The 20,364-nt window shown below is 62.6% G+C and carries 19 protein-coding genes and 1 riboswitch; of the genes, 6 read left to right on the top strand and 13 right to left on the bottom strand.

The window, feature by feature from the left end:
- Nucleotides 1–34 precede the first annotated feature (34 nt).
- The 4 genes from NIBR502773_RS17945 to NIBR502773_RS17930 all read right to left on the bottom strand — a co-directional run bounded on the left by NIBR502773_RS17945 (nucleotide 35) and on the right by NIBR502773_RS17930 (nucleotide 2,663).
- The gene (locus NIBR502773_RS17945) at nucleotides 35–643 is read right to left on the bottom strand and encodes a YqiA/YcfP family alpha/beta fold hydrolase (protein ID WP_092359380.1); all 609 of its coding nucleotides are present in this window, start codon (nucleotides 641–643) and stop codon (nucleotides 35–37) included.
- Nucleotides 644–692: 49 nt separating this feature from the next.
- The gene (gene cpdA / locus NIBR502773_RS17940; protein ID WP_141156594.1) at nucleotides 693–1,508 is read right to left on the bottom strand and encodes a 3',5'-cyclic-AMP phosphodiesterase; all 816 of its coding nucleotides are present in this window, start codon (nucleotides 1,506–1,508) and stop codon (nucleotides 693–695) included.
- Between the two features lie 97 nt (nucleotides 1,509–1,605).
- A complete protein-coding gene (locus tag NIBR502773_RS17935) occupies nucleotides 1,606–2,055 on the bottom strand; it encodes a DUF1249 domain-containing protein (protein ID WP_017526444.1) in 450 nt (149 codons plus the stop codon).
- On the bottom strand, nucleotides 2,046–2,663 hold the full coding sequence (locus tag NIBR502773_RS17930; protein WP_065940984.1) for an NUDIX domain-containing protein: 618 nt from the start codon (nucleotides 2,661–2,663) through the stop codon (nucleotides 2,046–2,048). Before NIBR502773_RS17930 ends, NIBR502773_RS17935 begins: the two co-directional genes overlap by 10 nt.
- Before the next feature lie 193 nt (nucleotides 2,664–2,856).
- On the opposite strand from NIBR502773_RS17930, the gene NIBR502773_RS17925 reads away from it, so the two are divergent.
- Nucleotides 2,857–3,603 (top strand): RsiV family protein, encoded by a 747-nt coding sequence (locus NIBR502773_RS17925; protein WP_027604921.1) that lies wholly within the window; start codon nucleotides 2,857–2,859, stop codon nucleotides 3,601–3,603.
- Here the strand turns inward: NIBR502773_RS17925 and cytX are convergent.
- Together cytX and thiC are read right to left on the bottom strand one after the other, a co-directional pair.
- Nucleotides 3,572–4,861, bottom strand: coding sequence for a putative hydroxymethylpyrimidine transporter CytX (gene cytX / locus NIBR502773_RS17920; protein WP_141156593.1), 1,290 nt, complete (start codon nucleotides 4,859–4,861; stop codon nucleotides 3,572–3,574). The genes NIBR502773_RS17925 and cytX overlap by 32 nt on opposite strands.
- A 159-nt stretch (nucleotides 4,862–5,020) precedes the next feature.
- A complete protein-coding gene (thiC, locus tag NIBR502773_RS17915; protein WP_065925644.1) occupies nucleotides 5,021–6,925 on the bottom strand; it encodes a phosphomethylpyrimidine synthase ThiC in 1,905 nt (634 codons plus the stop codon).
- A 149-nt stretch (nucleotides 6,926–7,074) separates the two neighbouring features.
- Nucleotides 7,075–7,180: riboswitch (TPP riboswitch) on the bottom strand.
- 196 nt (nucleotides 7,181–7,376) lie between these two features.
- Here thiC and NIBR502773_RS17910 point away from each other — a divergent pair.
- Nucleotides 7,377–8,816, top strand: coding sequence for a TolC family outer membrane protein (locus NIBR502773_RS17910; protein WP_027604924.1), 1,440 nt, complete (start codon nucleotides 7,377–7,379; stop codon nucleotides 8,814–8,816).
- Between the two features lie 62 nt (nucleotides 8,817–8,878).
- Here NIBR502773_RS17910 and waaA read toward each other — a convergent pair whose 3' ends face one another.
- Both waaA and NIBR502773_RS17900 read right to left on the bottom strand, forming a co-directional pair.
- A complete protein-coding gene (gene waaA, locus NIBR502773_RS17905) occupies nucleotides 8,879–10,156 on the bottom strand; it encodes a lipid IV(A) 3-deoxy-D-manno-octulosonic acid transferase (RefSeq protein WP_141156592.1) in 1,278 nt (425 codons plus the stop codon).
- 23 nt (nucleotides 10,157–10,179) lie between these two features.
- Complete coding sequence (locus tag NIBR502773_RS17900) at nucleotides 10,180–11,070, bottom strand: LysR family transcriptional regulator (protein WP_115486415.1); 891 nt, start codon at nucleotides 11,068–11,070, stop codon at nucleotides 10,180–10,182.
- A 102-nt stretch (nucleotides 11,071–11,172) separates the two neighbouring features.
- On the opposite strand from NIBR502773_RS17900, the gene NIBR502773_RS17895 reads away from it, so the two are divergent.
- The 4 genes from NIBR502773_RS17895 (at nucleotide 11,173) to NIBR502773_RS17880 (ending at nucleotide 14,622) form a co-directional block, all read left to right on the top strand.
- Entirely contained in the window at nucleotides 11,173–11,508 is a 336-nt protein-coding gene (locus tag NIBR502773_RS17895; RefSeq protein WP_027604927.1) for a multidrug efflux SMR transporter, read from the top strand.
- A 119-nt stretch (nucleotides 11,509–11,627) separates the two neighbouring features.
- Nucleotides 11,628–12,803: an FAD-binding oxidoreductase gene (locus NIBR502773_RS17890; RefSeq protein WP_141156591.1), complete on the top strand. Its 1,176-nt coding sequence runs from the start codon at nucleotides 11,628–11,630 to the stop codon at nucleotides 12,801–12,803.
- Nucleotides 12,800–13,612, top strand: coding sequence for an aldo/keto reductase (locus tag NIBR502773_RS17885; protein ID WP_141156590.1), 813 nt, complete (start codon nucleotides 12,800–12,802; stop codon nucleotides 13,610–13,612). The genes NIBR502773_RS17890 and NIBR502773_RS17885 overlap by 4 nt, the downstream gene beginning before the upstream one ends.
- 41 nt (nucleotides 13,613–13,653) lie before the next feature.
- Nucleotides 13,654–14,622 (top strand): hypothetical protein, encoded by a 969-nt coding sequence (locus tag NIBR502773_RS17880; RefSeq protein ID WP_027604930.1) that lies wholly within the window; start codon nucleotides 13,654–13,656, stop codon nucleotides 14,620–14,622.
- An 18-nt stretch (nucleotides 14,623–14,640) separates the two neighbouring features.
- On the opposite strand, the gene NIBR502773_RS17875 is transcribed toward NIBR502773_RS17880, so the two are convergent.
- The 5 genes from NIBR502773_RS17875 to msbA all read right to left on the bottom strand — a co-directional run bounded on the left by NIBR502773_RS17875 (nucleotide 14,641) and on the right by msbA (nucleotide 20,364).
- Nucleotides 14,641–15,576, bottom strand: a complete 936-nt coding sequence (locus NIBR502773_RS17875; RefSeq protein ID WP_141156589.1) for an NAD-dependent epimerase/dehydratase family protein — start codon at nucleotides 15,574–15,576, stop codon at nucleotides 14,641–14,643.
- Nucleotides 15,569–16,993 carry a bifunctional D-glycero-beta-D-manno-heptose-7-phosphate kinase/D-glycero-beta-D-manno-heptose 1-phosphate adenylyltransferase HldE gene (gene hldE / locus NIBR502773_RS17870; RefSeq protein WP_141156588.1) on the bottom strand — a complete coding sequence of 475 codons (1,425 nt, stop codon included), beginning with the start codon at nucleotides 16,991–16,993 and terminating at the stop codon, nucleotides 15,569–15,571. The genes NIBR502773_RS17875 and hldE overlap by 8 nt, the downstream gene beginning before the upstream one ends.
- A gap of 103 nt (nucleotides 16,994–17,096) precedes the next feature.
- Complete coding sequence (gene cysC, locus NIBR502773_RS17865; RefSeq protein WP_141156587.1) at nucleotides 17,097–17,705, bottom strand: adenylyl-sulfate kinase; 609 nt, start codon at nucleotides 17,703–17,705, stop codon at nucleotides 17,097–17,099.
- Nucleotides 17,698–18,402: a sulfotransferase family 2 domain-containing protein gene (locus tag NIBR502773_RS17860; RefSeq protein ID WP_141156586.1), complete on the bottom strand. Its 705-nt coding sequence runs from the start codon at nucleotides 18,400–18,402 to the stop codon at nucleotides 17,698–17,700. Before NIBR502773_RS17860 ends, cysC begins: the two co-directional genes overlap by 8 nt.
- Nucleotides 18,403–18,555: 153 nt before the next feature.
- Entirely contained in the window at nucleotides 18,556–20,364 is a 1,809-nt protein-coding gene (gene msbA / locus NIBR502773_RS17855) for a lipid A export permease/ATP-binding protein MsbA (protein ID WP_141156585.1), read from the bottom strand.

Genomic DNA, 20,364 nt, shown 5'->3' with positions numbered 1-20,364 from the left:
CGTGAGTCGTTCGATTAAAAAGTGACCTGCGGCTTTACAGTGCTGCAAAGTCGAAGGATTGATACTGATCTGCGCCAATGCCGGCAAAACTCAACAGCGCCGGCAATTGCCGGGCGAACCCCTGGTAACCATGGTCGCCACCGGCCTGGATGCGCAAGGCACAGGCACGGTAATACCCTTGGGCGAGGCGATAATCCAGTGTTTCATCGCCGGTCTGCAACCACACCTGGTAACGCGCGGCGTCCTGGGGTGCCGGTACTTCCAGCTCGGCCAGCGCCGTGACATGGTCGTGGGTCAGTTCCCAGGTTTCATCGGTGTAGAGGTTCTTCTGGGTGCCCAGGTAACCGTCGAACATCCGATGGGGGCTGACCGCCGGGTTGACCAGCAGTGCCTTGAGGCCATGGCGCTCGGCAAGATGGGTTGCATAGTAGCCGCCGAGCGAGCTGCCGACCAGCAGCGGCCGCCCCAGCTGGGCAATGGCCTCCTCCAATTGAGGAATTGCCTGACGTGGATGGTGATGCAGGGCCGGCACACGCAGTTGGTCGGCCAGGCCGAGGGCATCCATCACGGTCACCAGTTGGCAGGCCTTGTTGGACGCGGGCGCGCTGTTGAAACCGTGGATATACAGGATCGAAGCGGACATGCCGGGCTCTCCGTGCTTCAGCCAAAGAGGCGCAGTTTACAGGTAAATCTCAGTAGCCGTTGCTACCGTAATCCACCGTAAACGCGAAGCCGACCAGGCGCTCTACCCCGGTTTCCAGCCGTCCGTCGGCATGCAGACGCAACCAGCGATAACCCGGCGCTTGCTCGCTGACGCTGAAATCCTCACTGCCGGGCGCGAACTGGATGCAGGTGGACGGCGAAGCCAGCAGGCGCACGCCGTTGCGCTCGCGGTCGATCTCCTGGTGCACATGGCCCCAGAGCACGGCCTTGACCTGGGGGAAGCGGTCGAGCACGGCAAACAGGGCGTCGGGGTTGCGCAGGCCGATCGGTTCCATCCAGGCACAGCCGATGGGCACGGGGTGATGATGGAAGCACACCAGATGGTGCCGGCTCGGCGCCTCGCTGAGCGCTTGGGCCAACAGTTGCAGTTGCTGGTCCTGCAGGTAGCCGGGCACGGAACCGGGAACGGCGGAGTCCAGCAGGGTAACGCGCCAGTTGCCGACATCCACCACCGGCTCGAGCAAGTCACTGTGTACCGCGGCGTGGGCCATGATCTGCGGCTCGTCGTGGTTGCCGGGAATCCAGCGCATGGGAGCGCCGATAGCCGCGGTCAGAGCGCGAAACTGCTGGTATGACTCCAGCGTGCCGTCCTGGGACAGATCCCCAGTGGCCAGCATCAGGTCGATGTGCGGCTGCTGCCGGCGCACCAACTCAACCACCCGCTGCAGGCTCTCGCGGGTGTTCATGCCCAGCAGCGTGCCGTCGGCCTCGGCAAACAGGTGGCTGTCGGACAATTGCACCAGCAACGCCGGCGCATCGGGGTTCACGGTGGATACGCTCGGCAAGGCGCTCTCCCAGGGCAATCACAGGAAAATGGAGGTAGGGCGATTATGCTGGGGCAGGATACAAAGAGGAAACCCAGGAAGCAGACGCAGTTCACATCTACCGCACGACTTCGAACTCATGGCCCAGGGCCAGGCAATGGCTCAACCATTCACCGAGGAACACATTGAGCTGTGCTTTCTCATCGGGCTGGTGCATGAACACATTCGGGTAAGGATAGATGCTGCGAAAGCGCCGCGCATGTTCGGCGCTGATCACTTCGGCCATCCGCGCATCGTGGTACACCTGCACTTCCAGCTGCGGCACCGGCAGCCACGGCAGGCTGTGTTCCTGGCGCACCCGCAGGGTGGTGGTGTACGGGCAATTGACGATGACCTCCAGGGCCAGCACGCCCAGCATCTGGTCGCCATGGGTCACGCCGATGCGGCGCGCCTCCGGGGTGTGGCGCATGTCGGGCAACAGGCGCATCAGCCGCGCATAGTTGGCCTCGCAGGCGGCTTGCAGCCCGATCAGGTCGACTCGATAACGTTCCCGTGCCTTTACTGCCATAACCCCCTCACTTCCGCGCGATTAAGCGCAAGCCATTGCAGGGCGATAATGCTGGCTGCGTTGGAAATCCTACCGTCGCGCACGGCCTGCAGGGCGTCTTCAAAAGCCCAGACCGAGACGCGGATGTCTTCTGCCTCTTCTTCCAGTCCATGGACACCACCGGCCCCCGAGCTGTCGCAGCGACCCAGGTACAAGTGGACAAATTCGCTACTGCCACCGGGCGACGGGAAATACTTGGTGATCGGCCACAGTGCGGAGAACGTCAGCCCAGCTTCCTCCTCGGCCTCGCGGTGTGCAACCTCCTCGGGCTGCTCATCCCTGTCGATCAGGCCGGCGACCATCTCGATCAACCATGGGTTGTCGGTACGGCCCATGGCCCCCACGCGAAACTGCTCGTTGAGCACCACTTCATCACGCTGCGGATCGTAGGGCAGAACACACACGGCGTCGTGACGGACGAAGACTTCGCGATTGATCACTCGGCTCATGCCGCCAGCGAACTTTTCGTGGCGCAGCTGCACGCGATCGAGCTGGTAGAAGCCCTTGTAGGCATTGTCGCGCTGAACAATCTCGATCGTACTCGGCGTCGATTTCGCAATGTCCGTCATATCCTTCCTCATCATGTCCCATGCATTTCGCGCCATCCTAACGCGCTCGTGCCCCTTGGTGCAGCCCCTTTGCGGTTGCCGGGCCAGACGGAGGAGGTCAAACTCACGCTCAATCAGCTTAGTGGCGAACTGACTGCCTTGCTGGTAGTCGAAGCTGCACAATTTCGCTCTTATCGATAGACGAAGGACATCCATGTCGCTTTTAAAAATCGCCTCCGTGGCCTGCATCGCCCTGACCCTCGGCGCCTGCCAAAGCCTGTTCCAACCCAGCTACCGCACGCCGCTGGAAGCCACCCGCGACGCCAGCGAGCAGAGCAAGCCGGGCTGCGCCGCCAGTGATTGCCCGCTGGTGAATATCGACACCGTGCACTTTGCCAAGGAACCCAAGCTGGATGCCTTGATCGAACAACGCCTGCTGGAAATGACCCGTACCAACGCGGGCGACCCGCTGCCGTCGAGCCTTGAGTCTTATCGCGAGCAATTCCTCGGCACCGCCGCCCCACGCAACAGCATGTACTTGCAGGCCAAGGTACGCGAGCAGCATGACGGTTTGGTAATCATCGAGCTGTCCAGCTACCTGGACCAGGGCGCCACCCACGGCGAGCCTGGCCGCGCGTTCATCAACTATTCGCGCCAGCAGCAAAAGGCCCTGTGGCTGAGCGATATGCTGCTGCCAGGCAAGGAAGACGCGTTCTGGAAAGCCGCCCAGGTGGCGCACAACAGCTGGCTGATCAGCACCCGCCTGAGCCTGGAACCGGAGTTCGTGAAAACCTACCCGTTCCAGAAAACCCCGAACGTGGCGCTGACCTACGGGGGCGTGATCCTCAAGTACCCCACCAGCACCATCGCGCCGTACGCCCTGGGCCATGTCGAGTTGCAGATCCCCTACTCGCGCCTGGAAGGCATCCTCAAGCCTGAGCTGGTGCCCGCGCGCCGCTGAAGGCCCGTCCGAGGATGAACTGCAACAACCCTGCCAACACCAGCGCCGGCAGGGTTGCGCCGATGTCCGGGTACAGGTTGGCCAACAGGTGATACGTGCCGATGCCACCCAGCCAGGCCAACAGAGCCGGCCAACGCAGGCCGGCGAGCGTGCCATGGCCACGACGGCGCAGGATGAAATGATCCACCAGCACCACGCCGAACAACGGCGCAAACACTGAGCCGATCAGCAACAGGAAGTTCTGGTATTGCGCCAACGGGGCAAAACAGGCGATCAGGGTGCAGATCACACCAATGGCCAGGGCCAGGTGCTCGACCTTCAAGCGCAACAACATCCCACTGGACACCGCCGCCGAGTGAATATCGGCAAAGGCGTTTTCCGACTCGTCCAACAGGATCAGCAGCAGCGGAATCCCCAGGCCGGCCCCGGCCAGCGCCAGCAGCAGCGCATTCACTTCACCGCTGGGCGCAAACGCCAGGGTGTAGGCCACACCCAGGCTCATCAGCCAGAAATTGCCGATAAAGAAGCCCAGCGCCGTGCCGCCAAACACGTTTTTGGCGCGCTTACCGAAGCGGGAGTAATCGGCAATCAGCGGCAACCACGACAGCGGCATGGCGATGGCGATATCAAAGCCCACCGCAAAGGGCATCGAACCGTCACCGGCCCGAGCCCGGAGTGCGCCGAGGTCAGCCTTGGCGAACAGGTTCCAGGTCAGCCACAGGCAGGCCGCCAGCAGCAGCCAGATCCCCCATTTGCGCAGGATCTGGCGTACGAACGTCAATGGCCCGCTGACCGCCAGCAAGGTCGCCAAACCACCGAAGAACAGTGTCCACAGCAACGGGCTGGCCAACAGGCTGCCGTCGCTGAACGCGCGCACGCCCAACAGACTGGCGGCATCGCGCATCACAATGATCTCGAACGAGCCCCAGCCGATCAGTTGCAACAGGTTCAGCAACGCCGGCAGGCTCGCGCCCTTGGTACCGAGGCTGAGCTTGAGTGCGGCCATGGCGGACAGGCCGGTGTCGCTGCCGATCACGCCGACGGCAGCCAGCAACAGCACGCCGACCAGGGTGCCGAGGAAAATCGCCAGCAAGGAACCGGACAAGCCCAGGCCCGGCGCGAGCAAGGCACCGGTCTGCAGGACCATCAGGCCGATCCCGAGGGAGAACCACAGGGAGAACAGGTCGCGGGCGCCGAAGACGCGCTTGTCAGCAGGCACCGCGATGTCGGGGGAGTAGGTGCTGGGTTGAATGCTCAAGGGTGTTATCTCTGAGGGGCATTTTTTTGTTTGAAAGATTGCTATCGGGGCGGTGCGACGACTCGACAAGCCCCCTCCCACACTTGAATGTGTTCGCAATTCAAAGGTGGGAGGGGGTTTGCTCCCGATGACGGCGGTACAGGCACCGCCGTCTCTGGATCAGACCTTCTTGTACAACTGACTGCCTTCCTGCTTGAACCGCTCCGCCTGCTCCGCCAAGCCCTTGGCGACGTCCACATCCACCGCGTCAATGCGCTGGTTGGCCGCGTACTCGCGCACTTCCTGGGTGATTTTCATCGAGCAGAACTTCGGCCCGCACATGGAGCAGAAGTGCGCGACCTTGGCTGAGTCCTTCGGCAGGGTTTCGTCGTGGTACGAACGCGCGGTGTCCGGGTCCAGGCCGAGGTTGAACTGGTCTTCCCAGCGGAACTCGAAGCGCGCCTTGCTCAAGGCGTTATCGCGGATCTGCGCGCCCGGATGCCCCTTGGCCAAGTCCGCCGCATGGGCGGCGATCTTGTAGGTGATGATCCCGGTCTTCACGTCATCCTTGTTCGGCAGGCCCAGGTGCTCCTTGGGCGTGACGTAGCAGAGCATGGCGCAACCGAACCAGCCGATCATCGCCGCACCGATGCCGGAGGTGATGTGGTCATAGCCCGGCGCGATGTCGGTGGTCAGTGGGCCGAGGGTGTAGAACGGCGCTTCGTCGCAGCATTCCAGCTGCTTGTCCATGTTCTCCTTGATCAACTGCATCGGCACGTGGCCGGGGCCTTCGATCATGGTTTGCACGTCGTGCTTCCAGGCGATCTTGGTCAGCTCGCCAAGGGTTTCCAGTTCGCCGAACTGCGCGGCGTCGTTGGCGTCGGCAATCGAGCCCGGGCGCAGGCCGTCGCCGAGGGAGAAGCTGACGTCATAGGCCTTCATGATTTCGCAGATTTCGTCGAAATGCGTGTAGGTGAAGTTCTCTTTGTGGTGCGCCAGGCACCACTTGGCCATGATCGAACCGCCACGGGACACGATGCCGGTGACGCGCTTGGCGGTCAGCGGCACGTAGCGCAGCAGCACGCCGGCGTGGATGGTGAAGTAATCGACGCCCTGCTCGGCCTGTTCGATCAGGGTGTCGCGGAACAGCTCCCAGGTCAGGTCTTCGGCGGCGCCGCCGACTTTTTCCAGGGCCTGGTAGATCGGCACGGTACCGATCGGCACCGGCGAGTTGCGGATGATCCACTCACGGGTTTCGTGGATGTGCTTGCCGGTGGACAGGTCCATCACGGTGTCCGAGCCCCAGCGAATGCCCCAGGTGAGTTTCGCCACTTCTTCTTCGATGGACGAACCCAGGGCGCTGTTGCCGATGTTGCCGTTGATCTTCACCAGGAAGTTACGGCCGATGATCATCGGTTCCAGTTCGGTGTGGTTGATGTTGGCCGGGATGATCGCGCGGCCACGGGCGATTTCTTCACGCACGAATTCGGGAGTGATGATTTTCGGCACGCTGGCGCCGAAGCTGTGGCCGGCGTGTTGCTGGTCGAGCAGGCCACTGGCACGGGCCTCTTCCAGCTTCATGTTTTCGCGGATGGCGACGTATTCCATCTCGGCGGTGATGATGCCTTTGCGCGCGTAGTGCATCTGGGTGACGTTGGCCCCGGCCTTGGCGCGGCGTGGGTTCTTCACATGGGCGAAACGCAGCGCGGTCAGCTCGGCATCGCTCAGGCGCTGTTGGCCAAAGTGCGAACTCAAGCCCGACAGGCGCTCGGTGTCGCCACGCGCTTCGATCCACGGCGAGCGTACATCGCCCAGGCCTTTGCGCACGTCGATGATCACATTCGGGTCGGTGTACGGGCCGGAGGTGTCATAGACCACCACGGGCGCATTGATTTCGCCGCCGAAGTCGGTGGGGGTCACGTCCAGGCTGACTTCGCGCATGGGTACGCGAATGTCCGGGCGAGTGCCCTGCACGTAGATTTTTTGCGAGCGGGTAAACGGCTGCACGGAGCCGGAGTCGACCTTGGCCGATTCACTCAAGTGCACGGTGTTTTTCAGTTTTGTACTTTTTATTTCTGTGCTCATCACGGGCTCTCCAACTATCCAGGCGGTGGATTTTTTGTCGGAGCGAACCTGTGACGGACGGATGCACTGAAACCAGTGCTGTGCTTGGTGCACGAGGGTTGTTCGAAGGTCGAACAACATCCCGGACGAAGCACAAGAGGACTCGCCGGGGGACGAGAAATCTTGTTCCCTACGCAGGCGTTAACCTGATCAGGTTCAACGGGATCCGGTATTTACCGATCTCAGCCTTCCAACAAGGCACCCCGACAAGAACTCGGCCAGTCTAGACCATGCCGTGGGCAAATTGCCAATAACGGTGCATTCAGCGTGATGAATGGCGTGATTGCGGGATTGTTGCGCCGAGTCAGCGCCACTACACTCGATTGCCGCCACAATGCTTGACGCCAGGAATGGCCCGTCTTAGCCTTGGGCGTTAAATTATCGCCGTAATATTCACACTAGGGATCGCCTCATGCTGCGCAAACTCTCACTGGCTCTCGCCGTGTCTTGTGCGACCAACGGAATGGTCTGGGCAGCTGAAGCGCCCTTGTCCGCCAAAACCGACCTGGTCAGCGTCTATCAGGAAGCGGTGGATAACAACGCCGACCTCGCTGCCGCCCGCGCCCAATACGGCGCGCAGAAAGAAGTCGTGCCCCAGGCCCGCGCGGGGTTGCTGCCGAACCTGTCGGGCGGTGCCGACATCAATAACGTGCGCACCCAGATCGACACGCCCGCCGCCACCGCCAACCGCGATGCCCACTCCTGGCGCGCGACCCTGAGCCAGCCGCTGTTCCGCGCCGATCGCTGGTTCCAGCTGCAAGCCGCCGAAGCCACCAACGAACAGGCGGCGCTGCAACTCTCGGCCACCGAACAGAACCTGATCCTGCAAAGCGCCGAGAGCTACTTCGCGGTGTTGCGCGCCCAGGACAACCTCGCCTCGACCAAGGCCGAGGAAAATGCCTTCAAGCGCCAGCTGGATCAATCCAACGAGCGCTTCGACGTGGGCCTGTCGGACAAGACCGATGTGCTGCAATCCCAGGCCAGCTATGACACTGCACGGGCCAACCGGATCCTGGCCCAGCGCCAGGTGGACGATGCCTTTGAAGCGCTGATTACCCTGACCAACCGCCAGTACAACTCGATCCAGGGCATTGTCCACACGCTGCCGGTGTTGCCGCCGCTGCCCAACGACGCCAAGGCCTGGGTCGAGACCGCCGGCCGCCAGAACCTGAACCTACTGGCCAGCAACTACGCCGTCACGGCCGCCGAGGAAACCCTCAAGCAGCGCAAGGCCGGCCACGCGCCGACCCTGGACGCCGTCGCACAGTATGAAAAAGGTGACAACGACGCCCTCGGCTTCAGCAACCCGAATGCCTTCGGCACGCCCTACCGTGGCGATGTGGAGCAGCGCACCATCGGCCTGCGCCTGAACATCCCGATCTACAGCGGCGGCCTGACCAGCTCGCAGGTGCGGGAGTCGTATTCGCGCCTGGGCCAGACCGAGCAGCAACGCGAAGGCCTGCGTCGCCAGGTGGTGGAAAACACGCGCAACCTGCACCGCGCGGTAAACACCGACGTGGAACAGGTCCAGGCGCGCCGCCAGTCGATCATCTCCAACCAGAGCGCCGTAGAAGCCACGGAAATCGGTTACCAGGTGGGTACGCGCAATATCGTCGACGTGCTGGACTCACAGCGCCAGCTCTACGCGTCGGTGCGCAACTACAACAACAGCCGCTATGACTACATCCTCGACAACCTGCGCCTGAAACAGGCGGCGGGCACCTTGAACCCAGGGGACCTGCAGGACCTGACGCGCTACCTCAAGGCCGACTACAACCCGGATCGCGACTTCCTGCCGCCGGACCTGGCCAAGGCGGCCGCCGAGCAGCTCAAGGCTCGCCCGGGCTACTGAGCGCACCACAAAACCAATATGGGAGGTGGCTTGTTCCCTCCCATATTGATAACGGTGTTAAGTCAGTGAGCTATCAGTCTATCCAAACCATCCAGCAGACGCTTAAGCGCGCCCTGGTTAGCCTGCATCACCTTGAGCCCCGCCTGCGCCATCCGGCGTGCATCCTGCGGCAGTTCGAACAGCTGGCGTACGGCCTCAGCCAGCCCTTCTGCGTCCTCCACCTCTCGCAACGCCCCCGCTTCGCGCATCATCGCGCTGATTTCGAGGAAGTTGAACACATGAGGTCCCATGATCACCGGTTTGGCCAGCGCCGCCGGTTCCAGCGGGTTGTGCCCGCCGGTCGCGACCAGGCTGCCACCGACAAAGGCGCTGTCGGCCAGGGCATAGAGAAACAACAGCTCGCCCATGGTATCGCCGAGCAGTACCGAGGTTTGCGCGGTCACCGGCTCGCCGCTGGAGCGACGCACCGTGGCAAACCCTTGTTGCGCGCACAACTCGAACATCGGGCCGAAGCGCTCCTGATGACGCGGCACCAGGATCAGCAGCGCGTTGGGATAGCTCTCGAGCAGTTGCCGATGGGCCGCCAGCACCACTTCATCTTCGCCTTCGTGGGTGCTGGCAGCGATCCATACCGGGCGCTCAGCGGCGCCCCACTGTTCGCGCAGGGCGGCGGCGCGCAGAGGCAGCTCGGGGTCGATGGTCAGGTCGAACTTGATCGAACCGGTGACTTCGACGGTTTCCGGGCGTGCGCCCAGGCTCAGGAAACGCTGGGCTTCGGTCTCGGTCTGTACCGCGAACAGGCTCATTTCCGATAGCATCGGCGCCGTCAGCCTGGCGAAACGCGCATAGCCCTTGGCCGAACGCGCCGACAGCCGCGCATTGGCCAAAGCCACCGGAATACCGCGCCGGGCACAGGCGTGGATATGGTTGGGCCACAACTCGGTCTCCATGATCACCGCCAGCCGGGGCTGTACACGATCGAGAAAACGCCTGGCTGCACAGGGCAAATCGTAAGGCAGGTAGCAATGCTGAATGCGCGGCTCGTTGGCGAACAACGCCTGGATGCGCTCGGAACCGGTGGGCGTCATGCAGGTGACGGTGACCGGCAGCTGTGGATAACGCGCCAACAAACCGCGGATCATCGGCGCCGCGGCAATGCTTTCGCCCACCGACACCGCGTGCACCCAGATCCCGCCCGGTTGCATCACCGGCAAGCCATAGGAAAACCGCTCGCCGACGCGCCGGGCATAGGCCGGCGCCTTGCGTGCACGCAACCAGAGACGTAAGGCCACCAACGGCAGCGCCAGGTAAAACAGACAGCTGTAGAGAGTTCTATTCATGGCGGCGGAGTTTATCGGCTTTTTCAGTCGATCGCCTGCAAGCACTCGGCAAAACGTTTGGCGAGAAAGCGCGCGGCGGGGCCCAGGTGCTCGTCGCGCCGCCAGACCAGCTCCACCACCAAGGCCGGTGGTGTCCATTCGCAGTCCAACTCAACCATCTGCTGCTGATAGGTCGGGTACTGCACGATATGCCGTGGCAGCCACGCCCAGCCCAGGCCGCTCATAAGCCACTCGGCCAGTACGTAGAAGCTGTCGGCACGCCACACCAGCGGGCTGGCTGCTTCGCTGCCGGGGTAGACGCTGGTCTGGGTCGACATCAACAACTGGCGAAACTGGGCCAGGTGCTGGCAGGTCACGTACGACTCCTTGGCCAGCGGGTGGTTCACGCCGCACACCGTGACCATCTCCACACTGCCCACCACCCGCCGCTCCAGGGCTTCGGGGATCTGATCGTGATAGAACAACAGGCCCAGGTCGGCCTTGCGCTCCACCAACTTGCGCGCCACATCGCCCTGGGCGGCGCTGGACAGTTGCACTTCCAGCAACGGGTACTGCCCCGCCAGCGCCTCAAGGCTGTCGAGTACCGGCTGGAACAACATGGCTTCATCCTGGGCCAGGCGCAGGCAGGCTTCTTCACCGCGGGTCAGTGACAGTGCCCGGCCATTCAGGCGCTCACATTGGCGCAGCACTTCGCGGGCCTCCTCCAGCAACACACTACCGGCTTCGGTCAGGCTGGGCTGGCGGCCGCTGCTACGCTCGAACAGACTCACGCCAAGGTCCGTCTCCAGCATCGCAATTGCGTTGCTGACTGCCGATTGCGCCTTGCGCTGCCCGCGCGCCACCGCTGAAAACGAACGCTGCTCGGCGACGCTGACAAACAAACGCATCTGCTCCAGGTTCCATTGCATGCTCACCCCACAACCCATCTTAATTTCGGATAGGTAATGACTTTACCCCATCTGATAAAACTCTAGAATGCCGGCCTTATCAGATTGCTTTACACCGAGGACTCACCCATGAACGCCGCCTACTGCTACCTGGCTATTGCCATCTGCTCGGAAGTGATCGCTACCGTTTCCATGAAAGCCATCAAGGGCTGGAGTACTCCCATCCCGCTGTTGCTGGTGATCGTCGGCTATGGCGTGGCGTTCTGGATGCTGACCCTGGTGGTGCGTACCGTGCCCGTCGGCGTGGCCTATGCGGTATGGGCCGGGATGGGCATCGTGATGGTGAGCATTGCCGCGCTGTTTATCTATGGGCAGAAGCTCGATGTGCCGGCGATGCTGGGGATGGGCCTGATTGTGCTGGGCGTGGTGGTCATCCAGCTGTTTTCGAAAACTGCCGGGCATTGAGTGTTCACTTGAGCCTCCATTGCATCCAGGACTCGCCGCCTCGCTAAAGCGCGACAGCGCCTACGGTGTGCATGGTGCGGGATGTATACTTGCGGCCTTGTTTTGAAATGAGGTCGCCCATGCCATCCGTTATTTCCACCGACGTCCTGATTGTCGGCGCCGGAGTTGCCGGCCTCTGGCTGAATGCGCGCCTGCGCCGCCAGGGGTTTTCCACGGTGCTGGTGGAAAACGCCACATTAGGTGGCGGGCAAAGCGTGAAATCCCAGGGGATTATCCACGGCGGTGCCAAATACGCCCTGCACGGCGCCCTCACCGGCGCCTCCGAAGCGATTGCCGATATGCCGCGCCGCTGGCGCGAAGCCCTGGCCGGTGACGGCGAGCTGGACCTGTCCGGCGTGCGCGTGCTCTCGCAAGCCCATTACCTGTGGTCCCCAGGCACGATCGCCGGCAACCTCACCAGCTTTTTTGCCAGCAAGGCCGTGCGCGGCCGTGTCGATCAGGTCAAGGGCGACGACCTGCCGCCGGCCCTGCAAGACCGTGGCTTCAAGGGCAAGGTCTATCGCCTGGCCGAACTGGTGGTGGACGTACCCAGCGTGATCGAACGCCTGGCGCAACTGGCCGGTGACGGCTTGCTCGCCGGGCAGCGCATCGAACCACTGCGCGAAGGCGACACCCTGGTGGGCCTGAAGGTCGATGACCGCGAAATCCGCGCCCAGCGCATCGTCCTGAGCGCCGGCGGCGGTACCGCTGAGCTGCTGGCCGCCCTGGGCCTGAGCCAGCCGGCCATGCAGAAACGCCCTTTGCATATGATCATCGCCAAGGGCCCAGGCCTGAAGCCGCTGTACGCCCACTGCTTGGGCGGCGGTACCAAGCCGCGTATCACCGTCACCACGCACCCGGCTGCCGATGGCAATTGGGTGTGGTACATGGGCGGCGACATTGCCGAGGCCGACGGCGTGGCACGCGCGCCCGAAGAGCAGATCGCCACCGCCCAGAAAGAGCTGGCGCACCTGCTGCCCTGGATCGATATGAGCCAGACCCGCTGGGCCACGCTGCGGGTCGACCGCGCAGAGCCCCTGCAATCGGGCCTGAGCCGGCCTGACAACGCCTTCGTCGCCGAAGAGGGCCGCCTGCTGGTGGGCTGGCCGACCAAGCTGGCGCTGGCGCCGGATTTCGCCGATCGCGTGCTCAACAGCCTCGAACGCGACGGCATCCGCCCAAGCGCATCCGAGCCTTTGCCCGACCTGCCAAAACCCGCCATCGGCGTACCAGCCTGGGAGCAACTGTTGCCATGAGCCTGCCGACCCTACACGACCTGCACCGCCCCTTGGGCAGCACCGGCCTGCTGGTATCGCCGCTCGGCCTCGGCACCGTCAAGCTGGGCCGCGACCAGGGTGTGAAATACCCCAACGGCTTTACCATTCCCGATGACGACGAAGCACGGATGTTGCTGCGCCAGGCCCGCCAGCTGGGCATCAACCTGATCGATACCGCACCCGCATACGGGCGCAGTGAAGAACGCCTGGGGCCACTGCTGCGCGGCCAGCGCCAGGACTGGGTGATTGTCAGCAAGGTCGGCGAGGAGTTCGAAGCAGGCCTGTCCCGCCATGATTTCAGCGCTGCCCATACACGGATGTCGATCGAGCGCAGCTTGAAACGACTTGAAACGGATTTTATCGATCTGGTGCTGGTGCACTCCGATGGCAACGACCTGCACATCCTCAACGACTGTGAGGTGTACCAGACCCTCGCGCAGTTGAAACAAGAGGGCAAGATTCGCGGTTTCGGCTTCTCCGGCAAAACCGTCGAAGGTGGCGTGAAGGCTCTGGAACAAGGGGATTGCGCGATGGTCACCTACAATCTGAACGAACAGGCGGAAAAAGCCGTCATTGAGTATGCGGCGGCCCATGGCAAGGGCATCCTGGTCAAAAAGGCGCTGGCCAGCGGCCACGTCTGCCTGGAACCGGGAATGGATCCAATACACGCCAGTTTCATGCTGTTGTTTGCGCAAACGGGCGTCGCCAGTGCTATTGTCGGGACCATCAATCCGCTGCACCTGGCCCATAACGTGGCGACCGCTGCCAAGGTCATTCGTCAACTCTGATGCCGCCGACGCGGCCGACCCCGTCGCAAGAAGGAGCCGACATGCCGCGAACGCTCATAAGAAAAAACCCCAGCAACTTCAAGACACTGCCGCTGCACGTCGAAGCCACCCCGGAAGGCCTGAGCTACCAGAGCGTGGGTATGCCGCTCAACTTCGCCCAGACCCTGCAACGGCGCAAGCCGGTAGAGGTGCCGGATGCCGAACGCTTCGCCCTGGAACTGGCCAACCTCGGCGTATCGGTGCGCCTGACCCTGCACTGGCAAAACAAGGATTACTGGGTATTGGTGCGCCAGCGTCGCCAGGACCGTGGCGATGTGGTGCTCAAGCTGATCTCCGGCTACGTGCCCGCCCATGAACTGAACCTGCCGCTGCACACCGCCATCCAGGAGATTGCCGAGGAGTGCCTGTTGGAGACCCCGGAAGGCTGGCTCGGCGGGCGCTTCAACGACACCTGGTTGCCGGCCCCCTACTCGGCCGCGCTGCATTACCGCGAAGCCTTGCCGTTTCGCTTGAGCCCTTTGTCAGGCGCTGCACGCCCGGTGCGCTGCGCAACCACCCAACTGATCGAGCGCCCGCGGGCCTATGTGCATGTGCCGACCGCGTCGCTGCAACTGATTTATGACTTGCGCCTGGAAGTGCCGAAGGAAGCCAAATCCCTGAGCCTGTTCCATGTGGATGAGCGGCTTGAAGGCGACCAGCTGGTGGCACGCCTGGACCGCCAGCGCCCGGACCTGTACCTGATGCCATTGAAAGACGGCCAACCGCTCGCCGAGCTCTACACCGTCAAGAAAGACCAGCTCTACCCCGCCAGCACCCGCGGTCTGTACCTGGCGGAAAGCTTCGCCCAGCAGGAAGGTTGGCTGGTGCGCGACGAACGCATTCGCTGGAAGGATTGGCTGCGGCAGCAAGGCCTGGCAGAGCCTGAGAAAGAATCGAAATTGAAGCGCTTGACCGGCAAGGCGCGCCAAATGCTGCGCAAGATCGTGCCAAAGAAAAAAACCAGCCGCTGAGGGCTGGTTTCTGCTGGATCAGCCCTTGAGCAACCGCGCCAGGCCAACCGTCAACGGGGTCGGCTCAGGCAGCTTGAAGCTGGCCAGCAAACGCTGGTTATTTGCCCGCGAATGGCGAATGTCTCCCGAGCGTGCCGGGCCGTAAGTCACGGCAGGCAACGTACCAATGGCCTCTTCCAGCGCCTGCAGCACCTGCTTGAGGGTAGTCGTGCGGTTCCAGCCGACGTTGATCGCCCCCAACGGCGCGTCCGGGGCTTCGATGGCCTGCACCAGCACGTCCACCAGGTCTTCCACGTACATGAAGTCGCGGGTCTGCTCGCCATCGCCGAACACGGCAATCGGCAGGCCTTGCTGAGCCCGTTCACTGAAGATGCTGATCACGCCGGAGTACGGCGATGACGGATCCTGGCGCGGGCCGAAGATATTGAAGAAGCGGAAAATCACCGGTTCCAGGCCATGCTGCCGCCGGTAGAAGTCGAAGTAATGCTCGCCGGCCAACTTGTCCGAGGCATAGGGCGTCAACGGCGCCTTGGTGGTCTCTTCGTCAATGGAAGCGCCTTCGCCGTTGTTGCCATACACCGCCGCGCTAGAAGCGAATACCACCCGCTTCACACCGGCTTTGCGCATGGCTTCGCAGACATTCAGGGTACCGACGAAATTGCTCTGGTGCGTGCTGACCGGGTCATCCACCGAGGCCTGCACCGAAGCGACCGCCGCCAGGTGCACCACCGCCGTCGCACCGACAGCGGCACGCGCCACCATCCCGGCGTCGGCGACATCCCCCTCAAGCAGTTCGACCCGCGGGTTGTCCAGCGGCAGGTTGCTGCGCTTGCCCGTGGACAGGTTATCCAGCACACGCACCGCATAGCCCTTGGCAAGCAGCGCATCGACGAGGTGCGAGCCAATAAAGCCCGCGCCACCGGTGATCAGTACCAACGGATCAGCCTTAATCATTGTTGCGGATCTTCTCGACAATGGCGGTGGTCGAGCTGTTCTCAACCAGGCCCAGCACTTTGACCTTGCCGCCGTAGGCGCTGACGATGTCGGCCCCGACCACCTGGTCGACGGAGTAGTCGCCGCCCTTGACCAGCACGTCCGGCTTGACCTGGGCCAGCAGGTTTTCCGGGGTGGCTTCAGGGAAGCTGATCACCCAGTCCACCGCGCCCAACCCGGCCAATACCGCCATGCGTCGGTCGACGCTGTTGATCGGCCGGCCAGGGCCTTTCAGGCGGCTGACCGACGCATCATCGTTGACCGCGACGATCAGGCGATCACCTTGGGCGCGAGCCTGCTCCAGGTAGGTCACATGGCCGGCGTGGAGGATGTCGAAACAGCCATTGGTGAACACAATGCTTTCGTTGTGGGCACGGGCATCGTCAATCGCCAGCAGCAATTGCTCGATGCTCAGCACACCACGTTCCGAACCTTCGGAGCGCTGGATCGCACGGCGCAGTTCAGGCGCGCTGATCGCGGCCGTCCCCAGCTTGCCGACCACAATGCCCGCCGCCAGGTTGGCCAGGGCCACGGCGTGGGGCAACTCTTCGCCGGCCGCAATGGAGGCCGCCAGGGTGGAAATCACGGTGTCACCGGCACCGGTGACGTCAAACACTTCACGGGCACGCGCCGGCAGGTGCATCGCCGGGTGACCGGGACGCAGCAGGGTCATGCCGTGCTCGCCTCGGGTCACCAGCAAGGCGCCGAGGTCAAGGTCGGCCATGAGTGCCGCGCCTTTGCTCACCAGGTCGTGCTCATCGGCGCAACCGCCGACGATGGCTTCGAACTCGCTGAGGTTCGGCGTGATCAGGCTGGCGCCTCGATAAATCGAGAAGTCCTTGCCCTTGGGATCGGCCAGTACCGGAATGTTCCGCGCCTTGGCGGCCTGGATCAGTTCCTGGTGGTTCTTCAGGGCGCCTTTGCCGTAGTCAGACAACACCAGCACCTTGATACCTTCGAGCAACGCGTCGACCTGGCCACTGAGGGCCAGGGCGTCGGTGGCGAAGGGTTCTTCGAAATCGATACGCAGCAATTGCTGGTGACGGCTCATCACCCGCAACTTGACGATGGTCGGCTGATGGGCAATGCGCTGGAACAGCGCGCGCACGCCGGCGCCGCGCAGGCTGTTGGCCAGGCTGTCGGCGGCTTCGTCGTCGCCGGTCACACCGACCAGGGAGGCCGGGGCGCCGAGGGCGGCAATATTGAGGGCAACGTTGGCAGCGCCACCTGGACGGTCTTCGATTTGCTCGACCTTGACTACCGGTACCGGCGCCTCAGGGGAAATCCGTGAGGTACCGCCATGCCAGTAACGGTCGAGCATGACATCGCCGACCACCAAGACAGGGGCTTGATCGAATCGCGGCATGGACAACTTCATGGAGCAACCCACATACAAAATGAACAGGGGCGCGATATTAGCACAGGGTGAGCGCCGCCTAGTTCGAGAGCTTTATCCGCGATGCATCAGGCACTGAAACTGATCACTTTTTAAACAGTGCCGCCAGGATCTGCTCCACGGCTTCGGCCAACTCGACCTCATCGGTATTGATTTCGCAGTCGGCCGCAAGCGGCGCCTCATAGGGGCTGTCCAACCCGGTGAAGGCCTTGATGCGCCCGTCCAGTGCCGCACGGTACAAGCCCTTGGGGTCGCGCCGGGCGCATACGTCAAAGGGCGTGCTGACATAAATCTCAAAGAACTGCTCCGGCCCGAACAGCGCCCTGGCGCTCGCCCGATCGACGCTGAACGGCGAGATCGCCGACACAATGACAATCAAGCCGGCGTCCACCATCAGGCGCGCCACTTCGCCGATACGCCGGATATTTTCCTTGCGGGCCGCATCGCTCATGCCCAGGTCATTGCACAGCCCCGCGCGCAAATTATCGCCATCGAGCACGAAGGTGTGCCGTCCCTGCTCATTGAGTTGCACCTCCAGGGCATTGGCCAGGGTCGACTTGCCGGACCCGGACAGCCCCGTCAACCATACGCAGCAGGGCTGCTGGTGCTTGAGCGCCGCCCGCGCGGCCACCGACAGCGATAGGGCAAAGGGACGGATGGCAGCGCAACCGCCGGCCAGCAACTGGCTATTCATAACCCAACACCTCGTAGTCACGTTGATAGGCACGCCTGACCAATCGGCGCGTGCGCGAGGAGCAAAAGTCCCTGACCGGCTCGTGGCGACGCCCCAGTGAAACATTCAGATGAGGCAGGGATGAGTCCACCCCGAGGCGTTCGCACAGGTGCTGGAAGTCTTGCTGCAAAGACTCCTGGCGCCCGAGAAAGTCCATGGCCATCTGGCCCATGTGGTCGACCAGGAAGTCGGTCTGGGGAGCGAAGTGCAATTGGCGTCGCAGATTGTCCGGGTGCAGCCAGCCGGCAACGAAATGGTCGAAGTCACGGTAGCTGGAAACCAGCGCCTGGGCTTGCAGGTCGCGAGGGCCCATGGCGTTGCCGCGCAAATAGGTGTAGGCCGAGTAGGCCCGCTCGAGCGGGTCACGCACGAACGCAAATTTGAAGCTGCACTCGCAGTGCTGGGGAAATTGCTGCTCATACCAGTAATACGGCAAATGCCCCGGCCAGCGCCCCTCGAGAAGTGCCGAGCACACACTGCTGCCGGCGCATTTGGGCACATGGATAAACACGCACCGGTGGCGCTCGAAAGCCGGGTTGAGCGTTGCGACCCCAGACAGGGATTTGTTTACCGCCTGACGATCCACCACCGACAAACGCCCCAGCAGAAACACCCTCTGGTGTTTGGGCAGCAGTTTCCACAGTAGATGTTGCAGCATTCCAATACCCACGCAAGAAGGTTAGCCCTCTCGTTCGTCATTCGAATCGAGAAGGCCAACATAACAAACGACAGGCAGTGGATTATTTGGCTTTGGTCAAGCCCTGTAACGGGCCGGATACAAACACCGGGGCGCATTGCACGCCCCGGCGGGTCAGGTGATGTTTGCCGTGGCCGGCTCGTCCAGCCCCATGGCGTGCAGGCGCGAGTAATAGCCGCCCATGGCCAGCAGTTCGAGATGTGTCCCGCGCTCGACAATTTCACCGTGGTCCATCACCAGAATCAGGTCGGCTTTCTCGATGGTGGACAAACGGTGTGCAATCACCAGGGTGGTGCGACCTTTCATGACCTTGTCCAGTGCAGCCTGGATATGCCGCTCGGACTCGGTATCCAGGGCCGAAGTGGCCTCATCGAGGATCAGCAGCGGGGCATTTTTCAGCAGGGCCCGGGCGATCGCCAGGCGCTGACGTTGACCACCGGAAAGCAGCACGCCGTTTTCACCGACTTCGGTGTCCAGGCCTTTTGGCAGCTCGGAAATGAAGTCCATGGCGTAGGCGTCGGCGGCGGCTTTCTCGATGTCGGCACGGGGTGCATCCGCGAGGTCGCCGTAGGCGATGTTGTTGGCCACGGTGTCGTTGAACAAGGTCACATGCTGGGTCACCTGGGCCACGTGACGACGCAGGTTACGCAGGCGGTAGTCTTCGATCTCGACCTCGTCCAGCAGGATTTCGCCGGTTTCGTGATGGTAGAAACGCGGGATCAGGCCGGCCAGGGTCGACTTGCCGCTGCCCGAGCGACCGACCAGGGCGATCATCTGCCCAGGGGCTGCGCTGAAGCTGATGTTCTTGATCACCTCACGCTCCGTACCCGGGTAGGTGAAGCTCAGGTTGCGCACGTCCAGGCGACCGCTGACGCGATCACGCTCCACGGTGCCGCTGTCGACTTCGGGCTCTTCATCCAGTTGTTCGAAGATGCTCTCGGCGCCGGCCACGCCTTTCTGGATCGTCGAGCTGACTTCCGACAGCTGGCGAATCGGCTTGGGCAGCAGGCCCGCCGCAGTAATGTAGGCCACAAGGTCACCCGCCGTGGCTTCACCGCGCAACAGCAGCACCAGGAACATCAACGCGGCCATGGCCGTGTAGATCACCAGTTGCAGCATCGGCGTATAGACCGCACCGGTCTTGTTCATGCGCAGCTGCTTGTCGGTATTGCCCTGGCTGGCAGCGGCAAAGCGGCGCTCCTCGTAGCTTTCGCCACCGAAGCTGCGCACCACGCGGTACCCCTGGATGGTTTCCGAAGCGACGTGCGTCACATCGCCCATTGCCACCTGGATCTTCTTGCTTTGCTTGCGGAATTTCTTGCTGGTGCTGCCGACCATGATCGCGATCAGCGGCAGGATCGCCAGCATCACCAGGGTCAGCTTCCAGTTCATCCACAGCAGGTAGCCGAACAGGAACACCACCGTGAGGCCTTCGCGGATCACCACCTTGATCGCATCAGTGGCCGCACCGGTGACCATGGTCACGTTGAAGGTGATACGGGAAATCAGGTGCCCGGAGTTGTGGGTATCGAAATAGCGGTTAGGCAACACCAGCAGCTTGTTGAACAGCTGGACCCGCAGGTCATGCACCAGCCCCAGGGAAACCTTGGCCAGGTAGTAGTTGCCCAGGAACGACCCCAGCCCCTGCCACGCGGCGATCAGGATGATCAGCAGCGGCACGGCCATCAGCAACTTCAGGTCCTTGAACAACGGGATCTTGGGCAGGAACACCACATCGGGGTTGCTCAAGCCATCGACGAAGTACTTGAGAATCCCGGCGAGCATTGGCTGGGTCGAAGCGAAGATCACGAAGCCCACGATACTCAGCAGGAACATGCCGAGGTACGGTTTCACATAGCCCAGCAGCCGGAAATAGATTTTCAGGCTGGATTCCTGGTCCGCTTTGGGCGGTGCGTCACTCAT

The sequence above is a fragment of the Pseudomonas sp. NIBRBAC000502773 genome (assembly GCF_006517195.1).
In the GTDB taxonomy this organism is placed as follows: Bacteria; Pseudomonadota; Gammaproteobacteria; order Pseudomonadales; family Pseudomonadaceae; genus Aquipseudomonas; species Aquipseudomonas marginalis.
The sequence above is the reverse complement of the archived record's forward strand: the minus strand, read 5'-3'. Positions and strand labels throughout refer to the sequence as shown.